The organism is Amycolatopsis sp. NPDC114505 (assembly GCF_055633615.1).
This window is the reverse complement of record NZ_JBVKDV010000004.1, coordinates 1,075,077-1,092,577: the sequence shown is the minus strand read 5'-3', so window position 1 is coordinate 1,092,577 and position 17,501 is coordinate 1,075,077. Positions and strand designations below refer to the sequence as shown.

At 70.8% G+C, this 17,501-nt stretch carries 16 protein-coding genes; 11 read left to right on the top strand and 5 right to left on the bottom strand.

Annotation, left to right across the window (positions count from 1 at the left end):
• Nucleotides 1-339 precede the first annotated feature (339 nt).
• Together ACZ7OU_RS42825 and ACZ7OU_RS42820 are read left to right on the top strand one after the other, a co-directional pair.
• Entirely contained in the window at nucleotides 340-522 is a 183-nt protein-coding gene (locus ACZ7OU_RS42825) for a hypothetical protein (protein WP_470245723.1), read from the top strand.
• Nucleotides 523-846: 324 nt separating this feature from the next.
• Nucleotides 847-1,452: a response regulator transcription factor gene (locus ACZ7OU_RS42820; protein ID WP_470245724.1), complete on the top strand. Its 606-nt coding sequence runs from the start codon at nucleotides 847-849 to the stop codon at nucleotides 1,450-1,452.
• Nucleotides 1,453-1,683: 231 nt separating this feature from the next.
• Here the strand turns inward: ACZ7OU_RS42820 and ACZ7OU_RS42815 are convergent, their stop codons facing one another.
• Both ACZ7OU_RS42815 and ACZ7OU_RS42810 read right to left on the bottom strand, forming a co-directional pair.
• Nucleotides 1,684-4,065, bottom strand: a complete 2,382-nt coding sequence (locus tag ACZ7OU_RS42815; RefSeq protein WP_470259661.1) for a sensor histidine kinase — start codon at nucleotides 4,063-4,065, stop codon at nucleotides 1,684-1,686.
• A 176-nt stretch (nucleotides 4,066-4,241) separates the two neighbouring features.
• Nucleotides 4,242-4,754: a DUF899 family protein gene (locus ACZ7OU_RS42810; RefSeq protein ID WP_470245726.1), complete on the bottom strand. Its 513-nt coding sequence runs from the start codon at nucleotides 4,752-4,754 to the stop codon at nucleotides 4,242-4,244.
• Between the two features lie 148 nt (nucleotides 4,755-4,902).
• Here ACZ7OU_RS42810 and ACZ7OU_RS42805 point away from each other — a divergent pair, with 148 nt between their 5' ends.
• Complete coding sequence (locus ACZ7OU_RS42805; RefSeq protein WP_470245727.1) at nucleotides 4,903-5,523, top strand: L-threonylcarbamoyladenylate synthase; 621 nt, start codon at nucleotides 4,903-4,905, stop codon at nucleotides 5,521-5,523.
• Nucleotides 5,524-5,529: 6 nt separating this feature from the next.
• Here the strand turns inward: ACZ7OU_RS42805 and ACZ7OU_RS42800 are convergent, their stop codons facing one another.
• The gene (locus ACZ7OU_RS42800) at nucleotides 5,530-6,192 is read right to left on the bottom strand and encodes a maleylpyruvate isomerase family mycothiol-dependent enzyme (protein ID WP_470245728.1); all 663 of its coding nucleotides are present in this window, start codon (nucleotides 6,190-6,192) and stop codon (nucleotides 5,530-5,532) included.
• A 154-nt stretch (nucleotides 6,193-6,346) separates the two neighbouring features.
• Between ACZ7OU_RS42800 and ACZ7OU_RS42795 the strand changes: the two genes are divergently transcribed.
• Both ACZ7OU_RS42795 and ACZ7OU_RS42790 read left to right on the top strand, forming a co-directional pair.
• Nucleotides 6,347-6,730 carry a YciI family protein gene (locus ACZ7OU_RS42795; RefSeq protein ID WP_470245729.1) on the top strand — a complete coding sequence of 128 codons (384 nt, stop codon included), beginning with the start codon at nucleotides 6,347-6,349 and terminating at the stop codon, nucleotides 6,728-6,730.
• A gap of 1 nt (nucleotide 6,731) precedes the next feature.
• Nucleotides 6,732-7,973, top strand: a complete 1,242-nt coding sequence (locus tag ACZ7OU_RS42790) for an RNA polymerase sigma factor (RefSeq protein WP_470259660.1) — start codon at nucleotides 6,732-6,734, stop codon at nucleotides 7,971-7,973.
• 86 nt (nucleotides 7,974-8,059) lie between these two features.
• Here the strand turns inward: ACZ7OU_RS42790 and ACZ7OU_RS42785 are convergent, their stop codons facing one another.
• Together ACZ7OU_RS42785 and ACZ7OU_RS42780 are read right to left on the bottom strand one after the other, a co-directional pair.
• A complete protein-coding gene (locus tag ACZ7OU_RS42785) occupies nucleotides 8,060-8,758 on the bottom strand; it encodes a winged helix-turn-helix transcriptional regulator (protein WP_470245731.1) in 699 nt (232 codons plus the stop codon).
• Nucleotides 8,759-8,824: 66 nt separating this feature from the next.
• The gene (locus ACZ7OU_RS42780) at nucleotides 8,825-9,634 is read right to left on the bottom strand and encodes an AfsR/SARP family transcriptional regulator (protein WP_470245732.1); all 810 of its coding nucleotides are present in this window, start codon (nucleotides 9,632-9,634) and stop codon (nucleotides 8,825-8,827) included.
• Between the two features lie 537 nt (nucleotides 9,635-10,171).
• Here ACZ7OU_RS42780 and ACZ7OU_RS42775 point away from each other — a divergent pair.
• The 6 genes from ACZ7OU_RS42775 (at nucleotide 10,172) to ACZ7OU_RS42750 (ending at nucleotide 17,497) form a co-directional block, all read left to right on the top strand.
• Nucleotides 10,172-11,017 carry a helix-turn-helix transcriptional regulator gene (locus ACZ7OU_RS42775; RefSeq protein WP_470245733.1) on the top strand — a complete coding sequence of 282 codons (846 nt, stop codon included), beginning with the start codon at nucleotides 10,172-10,174 and terminating at the stop codon, nucleotides 11,015-11,017.
• Between the two features lie 29 nt (nucleotides 11,018-11,046).
• A complete protein-coding gene (locus ACZ7OU_RS42770; RefSeq protein WP_470245734.1) occupies nucleotides 11,047-12,042 on the top strand; it encodes a DUF1702 family protein in 996 nt (331 codons plus the stop codon).
• Nucleotides 12,043-12,146: 104 nt separating this feature from the next.
• On the top strand, nucleotides 12,147-13,130 hold the full coding sequence (locus ACZ7OU_RS42765) for a DUF1702 family protein (protein WP_470259659.1): 984 nt from the start codon (nucleotides 12,147-12,149) through the stop codon (nucleotides 13,128-13,130).
• A complete protein-coding gene (locus ACZ7OU_RS42760) occupies nucleotides 13,127-15,100 on the top strand; it encodes an FG-GAP repeat domain-containing protein (protein ID WP_470245736.1) in 1,974 nt (657 codons plus the stop codon). Before ACZ7OU_RS42765 ends, ACZ7OU_RS42760 begins: the two co-directional genes overlap by 4 nt.
• A 4-nt stretch (nucleotides 15,101-15,104) precedes the next feature.
• Nucleotides 15,105-16,115 carry an enediyne biosynthesis protein gene (locus ACZ7OU_RS42755; protein ID WP_470245737.1) on the top strand — a complete coding sequence of 337 codons (1,011 nt, stop codon included), beginning with the start codon at nucleotides 15,105-15,107 and terminating at the stop codon, nucleotides 16,113-16,115.
• Nucleotides 16,112-17,497, top strand: coding sequence for a cytochrome P450 (locus ACZ7OU_RS42750; RefSeq protein WP_470259658.1), 1,386 nt, complete (start codon nucleotides 16,112-16,114; stop codon nucleotides 17,495-17,497). Before ACZ7OU_RS42755 ends, ACZ7OU_RS42750 begins: the two co-directional genes overlap by 4 nt.
• Nucleotides 17,498-17,501: the final 4 nt, after the last annotated feature.

Below are 17,501 nucleotides of genomic sequence, written 5' to 3'. Positions count from 1 at the left end.
TGCTCTGTGCACCGGTCGGGATGGGTTTCACCGGTCCCGGACATGCGTTTTGCACATCCGGTGTGAGCGGCGCCGGAGCCGGGAACTCTCACCATGAACGCATGTGCGTTTCTCATGGTCCCGGTAGCCCGCGGGAAGCGCGTGACAGCGCAAAGTGACGAAAAACCGTCGAATCAGCGGGATTCCGGGGCTTGCTGGGCCGTTCGGAGTCCTCTCCGTAACCGCACGGAGCATGTGTAAGGCACAGCACGGCGATGATGCGGGCACTGGTTGGCGCTGCGTTGATTGGCGACGATTTATGGCACGTGAAGCATTCATCTTCGCCACTGGGAGCAGAACATGTCCGCACAGGTTTCCGCCGACGTCCGCGCGCTTTTCACCGATCTGGGTATCGAGTTCGAAAAGAAGGGAACGGACCTCGTGATCGACCGTTTCGAGCACTGGGGCATCGAGGCCGGCGCCGGCACCGCGCAGAAGCGGGGCACCTGCTTCTGCCAGATCGATCTCCTCGAAGCGGCTTGACGCGCGTTTGCGCAGTTCGCGGGGTCGCGAGCCGGTCCACCCCAGGCGCCCAGCGCGCCGGCGGTGGGCCGGCTCGTCGCGTGTGGTGGGCCGGAAGTCCACACGCGACCTGGCCGGAAAATTTCCGACGTGGGTGCCGATGACCCAGGGTGTACGTGACGGCTGGTAGTCGCCCGGGCGCTAGTAGGCATTTTTAACCTGGTAACGAGCCGTGCATGTGCATTTAGCGGCAGCGCTCCAAAAGTGGTCCCCGAATGGTGCAACCGATTCGTCAAGCAGAATGTTTAACTGAGCTTCTGGGGAGTCGTGAGTGCGGAGGCACCCGTGATCAGAGTGCTGGTGGCCGAGGACATGCACATCGTGCGGGGCGCATTGGTGGCGCTGTTGCGGCTGGAACCCGACATCGACGTGGTCGCCGAGGTCGCCTCCGGGCTCGAGATCCTGCCGGCCGCGCGCGCCAAGCAGGCGCAGGTCGCGGTCATCGACATCGACCTGCCCGGCAAGGACGGCCTCACCGCGGCCGGTGAGCTGCACGAACACCTGCCGGACTGCCGGACCCTGATCCTGACCAGCCTGGGCCGCCCGGGGACGCTCAGGCGGGCGCTGGACGCCAAGGTGGGCGGGTTCCTGCTGAAGGACGCGCCCCCGGCCAAGCTCGCGAACGCGGTGCGCGGCGTGCTCGCCGGCCGCCGCATGGTCGACGGCGACCTGGCGCTGGCGGCGTGGGACACGGTCGACTGCCCGCTGACGACTCGCGAGCTGGACGTGCTGCGGATGACCGCACAGGGCTACGGAACGGTGGAGGTGGCCGCCCGGCTGTACCTTTCCGCCGGGACAGTACGGAACTATCTCACGACGGTGGTGGCCAAACTCAACGCGCGCAACCGGGTGGACGCGATCCGCATCGCCGAGGAGTCCGGCTGGCTGTGACGGCCGGTGAGGTCTGGACCAGAAGGTCCGGACCACTGGGGTGACGGCTCGCGGCTGGGGTCGGTGGAGTGGTTCGGCGGCGGCGCTGGGGTTTCGGCTGAGGCGAGCGCTTGCGGCTGGGATGCGGCTCTCCGGCTTGGTGTCGGGTGGGTTCGTCGGGGGTTCCGGTCGGGACGGCCGCCCGTGGCTTGGGTCGGCTCCGGCTGGGGTTCACCCGTGGCACAAGGGACTTCAGGCCGGCACAACGGCCCGCAGCCGGAACCGGCCGTCCGGCTCCACCCCTGCCGTCAGCTCACCGCCGAGGTCGGCGACCCGGTGCGAAAGGTTGCCGATCCCGCTCCCCGGTGACGTCTCGCGCGACGCCGCGACCACCGGCTCCGGTTCCGGTTCCTCGCTCCGTTCCGGCCGGACCGGGGACGCCGCCCGGTGGCCGTTGCGCTCGACGCCGTCGTTCACTATGTCGAGGGAGATTCCGTCCTCCGTGCGGCGCATCGCTATCTCGCAGCTCTCCACCTTGCTGTGGCGCAACACGTTCGTCACGCCCTCGCGCAGGACGACCGCCAGTACCGTGCGGACCGGGGTCGGCAGCTCGTCGCCGAGCATCTCCATGCGGACGCGGACGTCGGCCGCCGCCAACACGGACCGGGCCGTCCTCGACTCGTTGTCCAGGGACAGCTCGCGGTAGCCGCTCGCCACCGACCGGACGTCGGACAGGGCCTGGCGGGTCAGGCCGAGGACCTCGGTCAGCTCCTGGGCCGCGCGGTCGCGGTCCAGGGGCAGCACGCGGGCCGTCAGCTCGCTCTTCAGCGCGATCGCCGACAGGCTCATGCCGAGCAGGTCGTGCAGGTCGCGGGCGAACCGCAGCCGCTCCTCGGCCAGCGCCATCTCGGCCAGCCGGCGGCGGGTGCTGGCCAGCTCGGTGACCAGCCGGACCAGCCACAGGAGCCCGAACACGGCGAGGCTCGTCATCACCGTCGCCGCCGTGTAGAAGATCGTGCTCGTGATGGTCGCCCCCGACTGCCGCGTGATCTCGGCGTAGACGGCGATGTTGACGGCGAAGAACACCCAGCCCGCGACGGGCGGCAGGACCAGCAGCGCCGTGCCGACCAGCAGCCCGGGCAGGCTGACCCAGCGGGGGCCCAGCGGCAGCAGCGGCAGGTAGACCAGGCAGGCCTGGACCAGGAGCATCCCGTAGCTCTGCGCGGATCGCAGCTGCGTCGACGGCCGGTTGAAGTACGAGAACTGCAGGGCCAGCAACGCCACGATCGTGCCGAGGACCAGCGCGATCTCCCACAGCCGCGGGGCCAGCTGGAGCAGGTGCGACATCGCGCCGATCCCCATCAGCACCATGACCACCGGCAGCAGGCGGCGGATCTGCTTCGACGCGTTCTCCGACCGCTCCTCGGAATCCCGCGCCACCGGCCCGCCCGGCCGCCCGGGCACCGGGAGCTCGACGCGCAGCCGGAACCGGCCGTCGGCGCCCGCCTTCGCGCTCGCGCGGCCGCCGAGCGCGGCGACCTCGTCGGGCAGCACCGTCAGCGCGCTGCCCGAGGTGACCGCCGGATCGTCCGCCGCCACGCCGTCGTTGACGATCTCGAGGACGACCTTGCCGTCCTGGTGCCGGACGTCGATTTCGCAGTGCTCGACGTCGCTGTAGCGCAGGACGTTCGTGACCCCTTCGCGGAGCACCTTGGCCAGCAGCGTGCGCACCTGGACCGGCAGGTCGCCCTGGTCGAGGTGGATCCGGACGGCGATCTCGGACGCCGACAGCAGCGATTCGGCCGTCCGGGACTCCTTCTCCAGCGAGAGCTCGCGGTAGCCGTGGGAAACCGCGCGGACGTCGGACAGCGTGCGCTGGGCGGTGGCGGTGATCTCGCCGAGCTCGGCCTTGGCGCGCTCGGCGGACTTGCGCATCAGGCGGGAGACGAGCTCGCCCTTGAGCGCGATCGCGGACAGGCTCAGCCCGAGCAGGTCGTGCAGGTCGCGGGCGAAGGCCAGCCGCTGCTCGGCGACCGCGCGCTGGGCCAGCTCCGTGCGGGCCGCGTGGAGCTCGTGGACCATCCGCGTGAACCGGGACAGCAGGTAGAAGACCAGGATGTAGAAGAGCGTGCCGAACGCGTTGTAGACGGTGTTCGCCGGCTTGGCGCCGAACACCTGCCACACCCCGACGGTGCTGAGCAGGACCGCGACGACCGCCGCCCAGCCGTAGCGCGGCGGGAGCACCAGGAGCGCGGCGCTGCCGACGTACACGAGCATGGTGGCCCACAGCAGGCCGAACGTCAGCGTCGGCACGTAGGCGAGCACGACCATGACCGCGAACAGCACCCGGCTGGTCGTGGAGTCGAGCCGGGTCGACGGGCGGCTGAACCACAGCAGCTGGATCGCCAGCAGCGCGGCGGCGGCCAGGATGGCGTACCCGGCGTTCAGCACGCCGACCGACGCGGGCAGCACGCTGACGACGCCGATCACGCTGAACCCGGTGATGACCACCACCATGATGGCCGCGGCCAGGTAGGTGGCCAGCCGTGGACGCCGGTCCGCCGCGGTCGTGCCCCGCGGCTCGGCGGTGGCGGACAGCTCCGTGGCCGGTTCGAGCGCGGCGACCGGAGACATCTGTGCGGAACCCCCGGGGTCTCGACGGCGGCCGGGGCGCCCCAGGTGGCCCGGCCAGTGCGCGGTGTTCGTGCTGCTGCCGATCGATGGTAACCCACCTGAGGTGCTATTTCTTGAGCCGAAAAGACGTGGCGCGGGGGCGCGGGAGGAGGGCACGACGGCGGCGGGGCGCGCGTTCAGCGCCGGCCGGTCGCGGAGCCGAGGCGGTCGGGGACCCCGAGCAGGCTCAAGAAGTCCAGCCGGGACAGGGCGACCGACCCCGTGTGCAGCACGCGACCGCGGTCGTACCGGAAGAAGCCGATCGCCGCCTCGAGGTCGTCCCAGAACTCGCCGCCGCCGGTTTCGGGCAGGCGCCGGGACACCGGGAAGTCCGCGGTGAACGCGTGGCCCGCCGAGTACGTGGCCAGGTCCCGGCCGAAGTGGCGGCGGTACCGCTCGAGCTCGGCGTAGGGCGCGCGGGAAACCAGCACCAGGCGCAGGTCCGGGTCGTGCAGCGCGGCGGCGAGGTCGGCGGCGGGCACGTCGGCGAAGGGGCCGCGGTGCTCGGGCGTCGTGTGGTGCACCGCGAGCCGCGGGCGCCCGTCGAAGAGGTCGGCCAGCGAGATCCGCCCCTGCGGGCCCTCGAACTGGTACTTCGCCGCGGTGACGACCCGGGCCCGGTCCAGCTCCGGCACGGTCAGCTTCGTCATGGCTCGCCCTCCCTGGAAGTGGTCCCGTTCGGAGTGTGGCGTGCGGGCCGGGGCGGGTCCCAGCGTTGGCGCCGGGAACCGCAAGCTGGGAGACGCGCGGGCGGTGCCGCCCGGCGGCCCCGAGGCGCGGACCTTAGGCTCTACGATCATGGCACGCTATTTCGACCTGCACCCGGAGAACCCGCAGCGCCGGTCGCTGGGCCAGATCGTCGAGATCCTCCGTGGCGACGGCCTGATCGCCTACCCCACCGACTCGTGCTTCGCGCTCGGGTGCCGGCCGGGCAACCGCGACGGGCTCGAGCGCATCCGCACCATCCGCAAGCTCGACCACCGCCACCACTTCACGCTGGTGTGCCAGGACTTCGCCCAGCTCGGGCAGTTCGTCATCGTCGACAACGCGGTGTTCCGCGCGATCAAGGCGGCGACCCCGGGCAGCTACACGTTCATCCTGCCCGCGACCAAGGAAGTGCCGCGGCGGCTGATGCACGAGAAGAAGAAGACGGTCGGCGTGCGCATCCCCGACCACCGCGTCACCCAGGCGCTGCTGGCCGAGCTCGGCGAGCCGCTGCTGTCGAGCACGCTGCTGCTGCCCGGCGAGGGCGAGCCGATGACGCAGGGCTGGGAGATCAAGGAAGAGCTGGACCACCAGCTCGACGCGGTGCTGGACTCGGGTGACTGCGGGGTCGAGCCGACGACCGTCGTCGACTTCTCTTCCGGGGAGCCGGAGATCCTCCGGGTCGGCGCCGGCGATCCCACCCCGTTCGAGTGATTTCGCTCAGTTCTCCAGCAGTTCCAGCCATTCGGCGGTGTGCCCGCCGCTGAAGCTCAGGGCGAGGTCTTCGGCGTCGCGGCGGCCGGTCACCAGGAGGCAGAAGTCCTCGGCGGACCCGGCGATGCGGTCGGCGGCCTCTTCGGGCCCGAAGTCCCACCGCGTCCCGGACGGCGCCCGCAGCTCGAACCGGAACGGCCCGGGCGGCGTCCGCCGGTGCCGGCGGTAGGCGCGGTCCCTGGTCCGCACGCCGTAGTAGGCGACGTGCCCGATCCCGTCGTCGCGGCGCGGGCGGACGCCGAGCGCGTCGGCGATGTCCTGGCCGCAGGCGAACAGCTCGGTCAGCGCGGCCGCGGCGAGCACCGACGGGCGCAGCGGGCCGTCGCTCCACGGCAGCTCCGGTTTCGCGGGGGCCGCCGCGAGCAGGGCGTTGGCCTTCCGCTGCTCGATCAGCCAGGTCAGGACCGCCTCGTCGAGCGAGTCGTAGGACACCTGCGGGGTGACGCCGAACGCGCCGGGGTTCTCGGCGCTGAGCCGGACCAGCCGCGCGGTCGACGTCAGGCGGGCGAAGTGGCCGGTGAGATCGGGGCCCGGGCCGGACCCGTGGCGTTCGGCCAGCTCGGCCAGCGCCTCGGTCTCGGTCTGCAGATCCGTGAACACGTCGGCCATCGGTGCCACCCTCCTGGGTCCGGGTAACCGGGACTGCCCGTGCTCCAGGCTGGCAGGCGGGCCCGCGGCGGCTCCACTCCGCCCTTGCGACGTGACGCCCGGACGCCCGGCGCGGTCGGCTATGTTCGTGCCACCGACGATGGGAGCGCGGGCCGTGAAGTACCTGCTGGCGATGTACCTCAACCCCGACGTGATGGCGAACCTGTCCGAGCAGGACATGAACGCCATCATGACCGGGCACCAGGACTTCATCCGCACGATCCGGGAGTCCGGCGAGATGATCGGCACGCAGGCGCTCGCGCCGGTCGCCGACAGCACCGTCGTGCGGGTGCGCGGGGGCCTGCCTGCCGTCACCGACGGCCCGTTCCTGGAGTCGAAGGAGTTCCTCGCCGGCTACTACCTCGTGGAGTGCGCGGACAAGGAGCGTGCCCTCGAGCTCGCCGCGATGATCCCGGACGCGGCGATCGACGGCCTCGGCATCGAGGTGCGCGAGATCGTCTTCTTCGCCGGCGCGGAGCCCGAAGCACCCGGTGCGTGAGGTGACCGCACCCGCGCCGGTCGCCGAGGTCCTGCGCCCGCTGGTGCCGCGGGTGCTCGGCGTGCTGGTGCGCCGGTACGGCCAGTTCGACGCGTGCGAGGACGCCGTCCAGGAGGCGCTGCTGGCGGCCAGCGAGCAGTGGCCGGCCGACGGCGTCCCGGACAACCCGCACGCCTGGCTGGTGACGGTCGCGACCCGCCGGCTCACCGACCACTGGCGCAGCGAGAGCGCGCGGCGGCGGCGTGAGGAGTCGGTCGCCGTGCGGGAGCCGGTGGGCTCCGCGGTCGTCGCCGGCCCCGGCGAAGAGCAGCCCGCTGGCACCGACGACACGCTGAAGCTGCTGTTCCTGTGCTGCCACCCCGCGGTGTCGCCGCCTTCGCAGGTCGCGCTGACGCTGCGCGCGGTCGGCGGCCTGACCACGGCCGAGATCGCGAGCGCGTTCCTGGTGCCGGAGGCGACGATGACCCGGCGCATCACCCGCGCCAAGGAGAGCATCGCCGCCGCGGGGTCGACGTTCAGCGAGCCGTCGCCGGCCGACTTCGGCGACCGGCTGCGCGTCGTCCTGCAGGTGCTGTACCTGATCTTCAACGAGGGGTACACGGCGACGTCCGGGGAGAACCTCGTGCGCGCCGACCTGGCGGCGGAGGCGATCCGGCTGACCCGCGCGGTGCACGCGCTGATCCCGGGCGAGGGCGAGGTGGCGGGCCTGCTGGCGCTGATGCTCCTGACGGACGCGCGCCGCGAGGCCCGCACGGGACCGGACGGCGAGCTGGTGCCGCTGCCGGAGCAGGACCGCGGCCACTGGGACGCGGCGATGATCGCCGAGGGCGAGGCGCTGGTGGACGCGACGCTCGGCCACGCGGCGCTGGGGCCGTACCAGGTCCAGGCGGCGATCGCGGCCCTGCACGCGACCGCGCCCAGCACCGAGGGGACGGACTGGCCGCAGATCGTCGAGCTCTACCGTGTCCTGCAGACCCTGATGCCGAGCCCGGTGGTGACGATCAACCAGGCCGTGGCGGTGGCGCAGGCTTCGGGCCCGCTCGAGGGGTTGGCGCTGCTGGACACGGTCGACGCGAAGCTCGACGTCGGCCGCCGCCTGGACGCGGTCCGCGCGCACCTGCTGGAGCTGGCGGGAGACCCGGCCGGGGCGCGGGAGTGCTACCTGCGCGCCGCGGACCGGACGGCGAGCCGGCCCGAGCGGCGGTACCTGGTGCAGCGGGCGGAGCGGATCGCGCCCGGCTGAGGGTGGTCGCCGGGAAGTCGTGAGTGAGAAACAGTGTTCTAACCCTGTTTCTCACTCACGACCGGCCGCGGCAGACCGCTCGACCGCTAGCGGACCACGATGCCCGACGGGGGCTCCGGGGCCGAGGGGACGTGGAACAGCCGGGCCAGCAGCTCCAGGTCGGCCAAGTCGCCCTCGATCGCCAGCTTGCCGCTGCGGACCGCTTCGCGCGCCGACACGTGACCGCTCATCAGGTCCAGCATCACCGCGCCGTTGGTCACCTTGACCACCAGGTCCGCGCCGGCGAACCGGCCTTCGCCGACCTTGACCACGCCGTCCTCGACCAGCGCGTGGATGATCATGCTGTCGTCGTAGCGGATTTCGTAGGTGATCTGGACGCTCTCGGCCACGTCGGCGCGGAACGTCGTGTACAGCGACAGGATCGCCGAGTCCAGCGTGAACACGTCGTCCGGGCCCGGCTGGTGCAGGGAACGCGCGCCCCACAGGCCGAGGTCGAGCAGGACCTGGTCGAGCTCGCTGCCGTACTGGGTCAGCTCGTAGATCAGGCCCGCGTCGAGCTCGGCGCGGACGCGGCGGCGGAGCACCCCGGTCGCTTCGAGCTCGTTGAGGCGGGACGAAAGGATGGACGGCGGGATCTTCGGCAGACCGGCCTGCAGTTCGTCGTAGCGCTTCGGGCCGAGCACCAGGTCGCGGACGATCAGCAGCGACCAGCGCTCGCCGATGATCTCGAGAGCGCGGGCGAGACCGCAGAACTGTCCGTAGGCGCGGGTGTTGGGAGCGGGCATCGAACTTTCCTCACTTCTTTCTCGGGCGACGCGATCGAACTCGGCCGAAGCCGGGGAAGCGGTGGATCAGCGGTGGTCTCCTTCGGAGATCAGTTCTCGGTGCAGCACCTGGAGGTCGTCACACGGTTCGACGCCCAGTTCGCCGGCCAGCCTCGACCGGAGCCTGCGGTAGACGGCCATCGCGTCGGATCGCCGTCCGCTGCGGCCGAGCACGCGCATCAGCTGGCCGTGCAGCGCTTCGTCGAGCGGGCTGCCGGTGGCCAGCGACCGCAGCTCGCCGATCAGCTCGCGGTGCTTCCCGCTGATGATCTCGGCTTCGATCCGCAGGTGCAGGACGCTGCGCCGCTGCTCGAGCAGCTCCGTGCGGTACGCCGACAGAATGGGTCCACAGTGGACGTTCGCGAGCGGCGGGCCGGACCAGAGGTCGAGCGCCGCGCGGTAGGCGTCGGCGGCCGCCGCGTGGTCACCGGCGTCCTGGTGCTCGTGGCCGAGCTGCTGCAGCCGGACGAACCGGTAGGTGTCCACTTGGGACGGGTCGATGTAGAAGGCGTAGCCGGACTGCTTGGTGGCCAGCATCTTCTCCCCGTCGGCGGCCAGGCGGTTCTGGTCGATGCACCGGCGCAGGTGGTAGACGTAGGTGTGCAGCGTCGTCCGCACCGTCCGGGGCGGGTTGTACGACCACAGCTCCCGGATGAGGGTGTCGATGTGTACCATCTTGCCCGGGCGCATCACGAGCACGGCGAGCAGCTGCAGGACCTTGGGGGTGGTCGGCGCGTAGTCGACCCCGCCGCGCCGCACTTCCAGCGGGCCCAGAACGGTGAACGTCACTCCAGCGTCGTCCGGCTCGTCCGTCGGCGGCGGCAGTTCGGAGTACATGGCAGGCCTCCAGCGTCGTCAATGCGTCCTCGCGCTTCCCCAGTGGTGCCACGCGGGGTCGGTGGACGGCCGACTCCGGGCTTCTATCCGAATGTGACAGAGCGTCGCTCCGGCGGCCAGTGAGTCACCCATCAGAGTCCGCGTGGGTTTGTCCCGTGGCCCCGTGCGTTTCGCAGGGGTGCCCCGGGTGTTCCGCACGGTCCGCCATCCGGCCCAACCAGGGCGGGGGCGCTCGCGGGTGTCCCCGGATCGGACCAAGCGCGGGAGCGGCCACGATCATGCGTGCCGTATCGCGCACGCGGGGACTATGTGTTCCGCATGGACAGTCCGGTGTGGAACTCCCGCGCCGGGCGCCGCGGCTTCCGCCGGAGTGCGTTTCGCCCGGTCGGGCTCCATCGCCCATCGAGTGATCTGCGAGACGCGGCGTCTTCCCTGGCACCAGGAGAACTGCCACCAGGGGAATTCGAGGTTGGACGGATGATGTTGCGGTCTATTGCGGCTGTCGGACACGACAGCGAGTTCGACGATCCGCCCCGGATGCCGGCGCTCGAGCGCGTGGAGAAGTCGGTCCGGCCCGCCGTGCTGCAGGCCATCACGTCGATTCAGCAGCGGTACTTCGAACCACTCACGCTCGCGGAACTGGCCTCCGAGGTCTTCGTCAGCCGGTTCCACTTCTCCCGGATGTTCGCCGACGCCACCGGGGTGACGCCAGGACGGTTCCTCACCGCGGTCCGCCTGTTCGAGGCCAAGCGGCTGCTGCTGACGACGTCGCTGAACGTCTCCGACATCGTGTGCAGCGTCGGCTACAGCAGCGTCGGCACGTTCACCAGCCGGTTCTCGCGGGCGGTCGGGATGACGCCGACCCAGTACCGCGAGCCGCAGGTCGCCGAGCTGCTCGTGGCGATTTCGCCGTCCTTCCAACGGCTTCCGCCGCTGCGCACGCTGCGGGCGGCCGGGCGCAGCTGCGCCTCGCTGCAGACCGGCACGGGGGTGCTGTCGATGCGTCTCGACATGCCCCGCGGCTCGGCGCCCGCCGACACCCTCGTCGGGCTGTTCGCCGACCCGGTGCCCCAGTGCGGGCCCGTCGCCTTCGGCGGCATGGCCAACATGAGCTCGGGCGAGCTGACCATCCACGGCGTGCCCGCCGGCCGCTGGACGGCGATCGCGGTCGCGCAGCACCAGCCGGGCGCGGCCGGGCCGCGGTTCTCGATCGGCTACGCGGGCGTGAACGTGGCGCCCTTCGGTCAGACCACCGCCCGGGTGGGCCTGCGCGCGCCGGCCCCGACCGACGCGCCGATCGCGATCACGCTGGCGTCCAAGCAGTCGCCGTTCACCCAGCGCATGCGCGCCGCCCAGCGCCCGCACCTGCGCGCCGTCGCCTGATCCCCCGACGAACAAAGGACGACATCAGCATGTCCACGGTAATGGGAGTGCTCCGCAAGCGGTTCCTCGCTCCTTCGCTCGCCTCGGTCGGGTTCGCCGAACGCGGCTTCCCGGTCACCCACACCGATTCGACGGCCCGGCTGGAGGCGGTGCCGCAGGCGGTCGTGTGCGGGTTCGAATGGGCCATCGAAGGCGCGTCGCTGTGGGAGATCGAGCGCCGGCTCGCGCTCATCGAGCCCGAGCAGCGCGGGTTCGCCTACGAAGGCGCGACGATGGGCTACACGATCCTCGACGCCATGCCCGGCGGCGGCCGCGACCGCACTCGCGCCCTGCTCGAAGGGCCGGGCCGCCCGCACATCTTCCTGACCTACATCGGGATCGGCTTCGCCATGGCGCGGCTGCCGCGTCCACTGTGGAAGAACATCCTGCCCGAGCTGTCCGGGGTGGCCTACCACCCGGTGATGAGCTGGCTGGCCGTCGACGGCTTCGGCTTCGACCGCGCCTACTTCGACACGAAGAAGTGGGTCGACGAGCAGGCCGAGCCGGAGCCCTACCCGTGGGCGGGGCGCCCGGAGTACTTCGGGCGGGCGTTCGACCAGGGGGTCGGGCGGGCGCTGTGGTTCATCAACGGCGGGAACCCGGACGCCGTCGCCAAGGCGGTCGTGCGCTTCGCCGAGCACCGCCGCGCGGACCTGTGGAGCGGGGTCGGGCTGGCCGCGACGTTCGCCGGCGGCGCCGACCAGCGCGGGCTGGGCCGGCTGCGCAAGGCGGCCGGCGAGCACTACGACGAGCTCGCGCTGGGCGTGGTGTTCGCGGTCAAGGCGCGGACGTACTCCGCGTACGTGCCCGCCCACACCCACCTCGCGGCCGGCGTGCTCACCGACCTTTCCGTGCAGGGCGCGCAGAACCTCGCGGACCGCACCGAACAGGCCGACGGCGACGACGGCCCGCAGCCGCCGTACGAGCTGTGGCGGCAGCGGATCCGGGCGGAGTTCGACCCCGCGGCCCGGCGGCTGGCCGGCTGAAGAAGCCGCGGGGTGATCGCGGGCAACCGTGGAGTAGAGCCCTGACCAGCAAATCTGTGACCGTAGAGGCGAAGTGAACAGTCGACCCTAAGGGGGAGAGTGCGTTGGGCAATGGTTGGCGTACGCTCAGGCGCCGCGTCCTGACACCTGATGTCTCGGAGACCTTGCTGGAAAAGCGGGGCTTCCACCGGAAGAGCCCAGCCGCTCAGGAACGGCTCGAAACCGTGGGGGCGATGTTCCTCCGCGGGTACGCGCACGCCGTCGAAGCGAAGTCGGTCGAGCAAGCCGAAGAATGGCTCGAGGAGATCGAGCCGCGGTTCCGCGGGTTCGCCTACGAAGGCGCGGGAATGGGCTACGGGGTGCTCGACGGGCTCCCCTTCGGCAAGAGCTCCAACATCGCCGGGTTCCTCGCCGGCCCCGGCGAGAAGCACGACTACATCATCTACGTCGGGGTCGGCTGGGCGATGTGCCGGCTCCCGCGGTTCGCGTGGCCGAAGGCGTCGGCCTTCGACCCGCTGCTGCGCTGGCTGGTGCTCGACGGCTACGGCTTCCACCAGGCCTACTTCAAGACGGCCCAGTACATCGGGGAGCAGTACCAGGACCCGAAGTTCTCGTGGCCGGACCGGCGGTACGACGGCTACGCGCTGCGCGCCATCGACCAGGGTATCGGCCGGGCGCTGTGGTTCATCTGCGGCACGGACGTCTCCCTGGTGACCAAGACGATCGAGGAGTTCCCGGAGTCCCGCCACGGTGACCTGTACGCGGGGGTCGGGCTCGCCTCGACCTACGCGTGCGGCGTCACCGCCGACGAGCTGGCGGAACTGGTCGACCGGGCCGGGATCCACCACGGCCAGCTGGCGCAGGGGAGTGCCTTCGCCGCCGAGTGCCGGGTGCGCTCGGGCCTGCTGATCCCCGAGACCGAGATGGCGGCCCAGGCCATCTGCGGGCTCCCGGCCGAGCGCGTGGCGGCGATCACCCAGGAGGTCCGCCCGGCCGTCGTCGTCGACGGCGACGACGTCCCGGCGTTCGAAACCTGGCGGCAGCGGATCGCCGAAGAAGTGCTGACCCACGGAGGGAAGAAGAAATGACCGCGACCTTCGGCTGGCTGCGCAAGCAGCTGGCGGGCATCGTGGCGCTGGTGCTGATCCTCGGCCTCTACACGGTCGCGCAGCTGCCCCGCGTCTCGGCCGCCGAACAGGACTCGATGGCGAGCCAGTTCCACTTCACCCCGATGACGATCGCGCTGCCCGCGGCCACGAAGTCGCAGTCGATCCGGACGGTGAACAAGGAGTACGAGCACATCTCCGCGTGGATCTCCTCGGTCGGCGCCGCGATCGCGCTCAACGACATCAGCGGCAGCGGCAAGGCCAACGACCTCTGCCTGGTCGACCCGCGCAGCGACCAGGTCGTCGTCACGCCGGCGCCGGACTCCGGCCCGCGCTACGCGCCGTTCGCGCTCGACCCCGCGCCGGTGCTGCCGACGTGGGACTACATGGCGCCGATGGGCTGCGTCCCGGGTGACTACAACGAAGACGGCCGGACCGACATCCTCGCCTACTACTGGGGCCGGAGCCCGGTCGTGTTCCTGCAGAAGGCCACCGCGACGAAGTTCGACGCCTCGGCGTTCCAGCCGACCGAGCTGGTGCCGGGCAACCACCGCGGCCCGGACGGGAAGTACAGCGGCCCGCTGTGGAACACCGACTCCGTCACCATCGGCGACTTCGACGGCGACGGGCACGTCGACGTCTTCGTCGGCAACTACTTCCCGGACAGCAAGGTCCTGGACCCGACCGCCGACGGCGGCATCACGCTGAACCAGTCGATGTCGCACGCGACGAACTCCGGCGGCAAGTTCATCTTCCGCTGGACCGGGGCGACGTCCGGGGCGAACCCGACCGCCCGGTTCGTCGACGCCTCCCAGGGCATCCCGGAAGACGCGCGCCTCGGCTGGACGCTGGCCTCCAGCGCGACCGACGTCGACGGCGACAGCCTGCCGGAGCTCTACATCGCCAACGACTTCGGGCACGACCACTTCCTGTACAACAAGTCCTCGCCGGGGCACATCGAGTTCGGTGAGGTCACCGGGGTCCGCGGCTTCACGGACCCGAAGTCGAAGGTGCTGGGCCACGACTCCTTCAAGGGGATGGGCGTCGACTTCGGCGACCTGAACCACGACGGCCTCTACGACCTGTTCGTCAGCAACATCACGACGTCGTGGGGCATCGAAGAGTCGAACTTCCAGTTCATGAACACCGCGAAGAACGCCCAGGACCTGCGCAGCCAGCTGAACGACGGCGTCGCGCCCTTCGAGGACGTGAGCGGCTCGGACGGCACGGCCTGGTCCGGCTGGGGCTGGGACGTCAAGATCCAGGACTTCAACAACAGCGGCGAGAACCAGATCGCGCAGGCGACCGGGTTCGTCAAGGGACAGGTCAACCGCTGGCCGAACCTGCAGGAGCTGGCCACGGCCAACGACGGCCTGCTGTCCAACCCCTTCTGGTGGCCGAACGCCCGCGCCGGTGACGACATCGGTGGCGACCAGACGTTCCACTTCTTCGTGAAGAGCCCGGACGGCCGCTACACCGACCTCGGCCCGCAGCTGGGCCTGGCGGTGCCGACCCCGACCCGCGGGATCGCCGTCGGCGACACCGACGGGGACGGCCTGCCCGAGTTCGCGGTGGCGCGGCAGTGGGAGCAGCCGATCTTCTACCACAACGACAGCCCGAAGCCCGGCAAGTACCTGCAGCTGAAGCTGACCACCGACGCCCCGGTGGCGCCCGGCCCGCTGCCCGCGGCCGGCGTGCCCGCGATCGGCGCCGAGGCCACCGTGACGACCTCGGACGGCAAGAAGTACCTCGGCCGGGTCGACGGCAGCAGCGGGGAAGCCGGCCGCCGCAGCTTCGACGTCCAGATCGGCCTCGGGCACGACGTCAGCGGTCCGCTCGACGTGCACCTGCAGTGGCGGGACCGGACCGGGCAGCTGCGGACGCAGGACCTGAAGCTCGAACCCGGCTGCCACATGTACCAGCTCGGCACCACGGCGATGGAAGAGATGTGACGGCATGGCCACCCCGACTCTGACCACAGTGGACACCGCGCCACCGAAACGGACGAACAAGGTCATCACGGCCTTGAAGCGGTTCGCGATGTCGATCACGATCTTCAACATCCTCGGCTACACGATCCTCGGGTTCGAGCAGCCGTGGCTGTACCCGTTCGTCGCGCTGGCGACGGCGTACACCACCGAGATCGTGCTCGAGATCATCAACGCCAAGGTGACCCAGCGCGGCGTCCGGTTCAAGGGCAACGGCTTCAAGGGGCTCATGGAGTTCCTGCTGCCGGCGCACATCACCGGTCTCGCGCTGAACATGCTGACCTACGTCAACGACCGGATCCTCGTGATGATCTTCGGGGTGGTCGTGGCGGTCGGGGCCAAGTGGGTCCTGCAGGCGCCGGTGTACGGCCGCATGCGGCACTACATGAACCCGTCGAACTTCGGCATCACGGTCATCCTGCTGGTGTTCCCGTGGGCCAGCATCGCCCCGCCGTACCACTTCAGCGAGCAGATCGCGACCTGGGGCGGCTGGCTGATCGTCGCGATCATCCTGATCTCGGGCACGGTGCTCAACGCGCTGCTGACCAACCGGATGTTCCTGATCGCGGGCTGGCTGAGCTTCTTCGTGATCCAGGCCTTCGTCCGCGGGTGGCTCTTCGGCACGTCGATCCCCGGCGCGCTGGCGATGGGCACCGGGATCGCGTTCGTGCTCTACACGAACTACATGGTGACCGACCCGGGGACGTCGCCGTCGAAGAAGGGCTCGCAGTTCGCCTTCGGCGCCGGTGTCGCACTCGCGTACGGCTTCTTCACCGCTGTGCACGTCGCGTACGGTTTGTTCCTGGCCACCGCGACCGTCTGCCTGATCCGCGGGCTGTTCCTGTGGGGCCTGCACTTCTCGAACAAGGCCCGGGTCCAGTTCGAGTCCGACCAGGCCGCGCAGAAGGCGAAGCTCGAGCTCGCGCCGGCGCCGGAATCGACCGGTGACGGCGAGAAGCCGGGAGCCATCGCGGCATGACCGGTCCCGCCGACAACGCCCGGGCGGCGCGCACCGCGCCGCCCGGGCCGCCGCGCCGAGCGACGTTCCGGTTGCTGAAGCAGCTCTTCACCGACCGGCTCGCGCTCATGGGCGACAACGCCGACACCTACGGCGACGTCGTCCGCATCGCCATCGGCCCCAAGGCGATGTACCTGGTGAACCACCCGGACCTCGCGAAGCACGTCCTCGCCGACAACGCGGCGAACTACCACAAGGGCATCGGCCTGCAGGAGGCCCGCCGGGCCCTCGGCGACGGCCTGCTCACCAGCGACGGCGAGACCTGGAAGAAGCAGCGCCGGACCATCCAGCCGGTGTTCCAGCCCAAGCGGATCTCGCGCCAGGCCGCGGTCGTCGCGGCCGAGGTCGAGACGCTGATCAAGCGGCTGGCCGAGCACGACGGGCCGGTCGAGATCCTGCACGAGATGACCGGGCTGACCCTCGGCGTCCTCGGCAAGACGCTGCTCGACGCCGAGCTGGGCGGGTACGAGACGCTGGGTCACTCGTTCGAGGCCGTGCAGGACCAGGCCATGTTCGAGGCCGTCACGCTCAGCATGGTCCCGCAGTGGGTGCCGCTGAAGAAGCAGGTCGAGTTCCGGACCGCGCGCGACGACCTGCGCCGGATCGCCGAGGAGCTGGTCGACCAACGGCTCGCGAACCCGGTCGAGAACGGCGAGGACGTGCTGTCCCGGCTGATCGCGACCGGCTCGGCCGACCACGCGTCGCGCGAACGCATGCGCGACGAGCTGATCACGTTGCTGCTGGCCGGGCACGAGACGACGGCGAGCACGCTCGGCTGGGCGTTCCACCTGGTCGACGAGCACCCGGAGGTCGGCGAGCGGCTGCACGCCGAAGCCGTCGAGGTGCTGGGCGACCGGCTGCCCGAGCACGAGGACCTGCGGAAGCTGACCTACACCGTCGCGGTGGTCGAAGAGGTCATGCGGATGTACCCGCCGGTCTGGCTGCTGCCGCGGATCGCGCAGGCCGACGACGAGATCGGCGGGTACCACGTGCCGGCCGGCTCCGACGTCGTGGTCGTGCCGTACACGCTGCACCGGCACCCGGAGTTCTGGACCGACCCGGAGCGCTTCGACCCGGGCCGGTTCGACGCCGCCAACCCGGCCGGGCGGCCGCCGCGCTACGCCTACATCCCGTTCGGCGCCGGGCCGAGGTTCTGCATCGGCAACAGCCTCGGGGTGATGGAGGCCGTGTTCGTGCTGGCGATGGCGGCGCGGGACCTGGAGCTGCGCAAGGTACCGGGCAAGGTCGTCGAACCCGAGGCGATGCTGTCGCTGCGGGTGCGCGGCGGGCTGCCGATGACCGTGCGCCGCCGGGAGCGGACGTGGCGGGCCGAAGCAGCTTGACGTC

Excerpts from the sequence above, each read along its gene's own strand:
- ACZ7OU_RS42825 (WP_470245723.1), top strand. The coding sequence starts at position 340 with ATGTCCGCACAGGTTTCCGCCGACGTCCGCGCGCTTTTCACCGATCTG.
- ACZ7OU_RS42815 (WP_470259661.1), bottom strand. The coding sequence starts at position 4,065 with ATGTCTCCGGTCGCCGCGCTCGAACCGGCCACGGAGCTGTCCGCCACC.
- ACZ7OU_RS42810 (WP_470245726.1), bottom strand. The coding sequence starts at position 4,754 with ATGACGAAGCTGACCGTGCCGGAGCTGGACCGGGCCCGGGTCGTCACC.
- ACZ7OU_RS42805 (WP_470245727.1), top strand. The coding sequence starts at position 4,903 with ATGGCACGCTATTTCGACCTGCACCCGGAGAACCCGCAGCGCCGGTCG.
- ACZ7OU_RS42800 (WP_470245728.1), bottom strand. The coding sequence starts at position 6,192 with ATGGCCGACGTGTTCACGGATCTGCAGACCGAGACCGAGGCGCTGGCC.
- ACZ7OU_RS42785 (WP_470245731.1), bottom strand. The coding sequence starts at position 8,758 with ATGCCCGCTCCCAACACCCGCGCCTACGGACAGTTCTGCGGTCTCGCC.
- ACZ7OU_RS42780 (WP_470245732.1), bottom strand. The coding sequence starts at position 9,634 with ATGTACTCCGAACTGCCGCCGCCGACGGACGAGCCGGACGACGCTGGA.
- ACZ7OU_RS42775 (WP_470245733.1), top strand. The coding sequence starts at position 10,172 with ATGCCGGCGCTCGAGCGCGTGGAGAAGTCGGTCCGGCCCGCCGTGCTG.
- ACZ7OU_RS42770 (WP_470245734.1), top strand. The coding sequence starts at position 11,047 with ATGTCCACGGTAATGGGAGTGCTCCGCAAGCGGTTCCTCGCTCCTTCG.
- ACZ7OU_RS42760 (WP_470245736.1), top strand. The coding sequence starts at position 13,127 with ATGACCGCGACCTTCGGCTGGCTGCGCAAGCAGCTGGCGGGCATCGTG.
- ACZ7OU_RS42755 (WP_470245737.1), top strand. The coding sequence starts at position 15,105 with ATGGCCACCCCGACTCTGACCACAGTGGACACCGCGCCACCGAAACGG.
- ACZ7OU_RS42750 (WP_470259658.1), top strand. The coding sequence starts at position 16,112 with ATGACCGGTCCCGCCGACAACGCCCGGGCGGCGCGCACCGCGCCGCCC.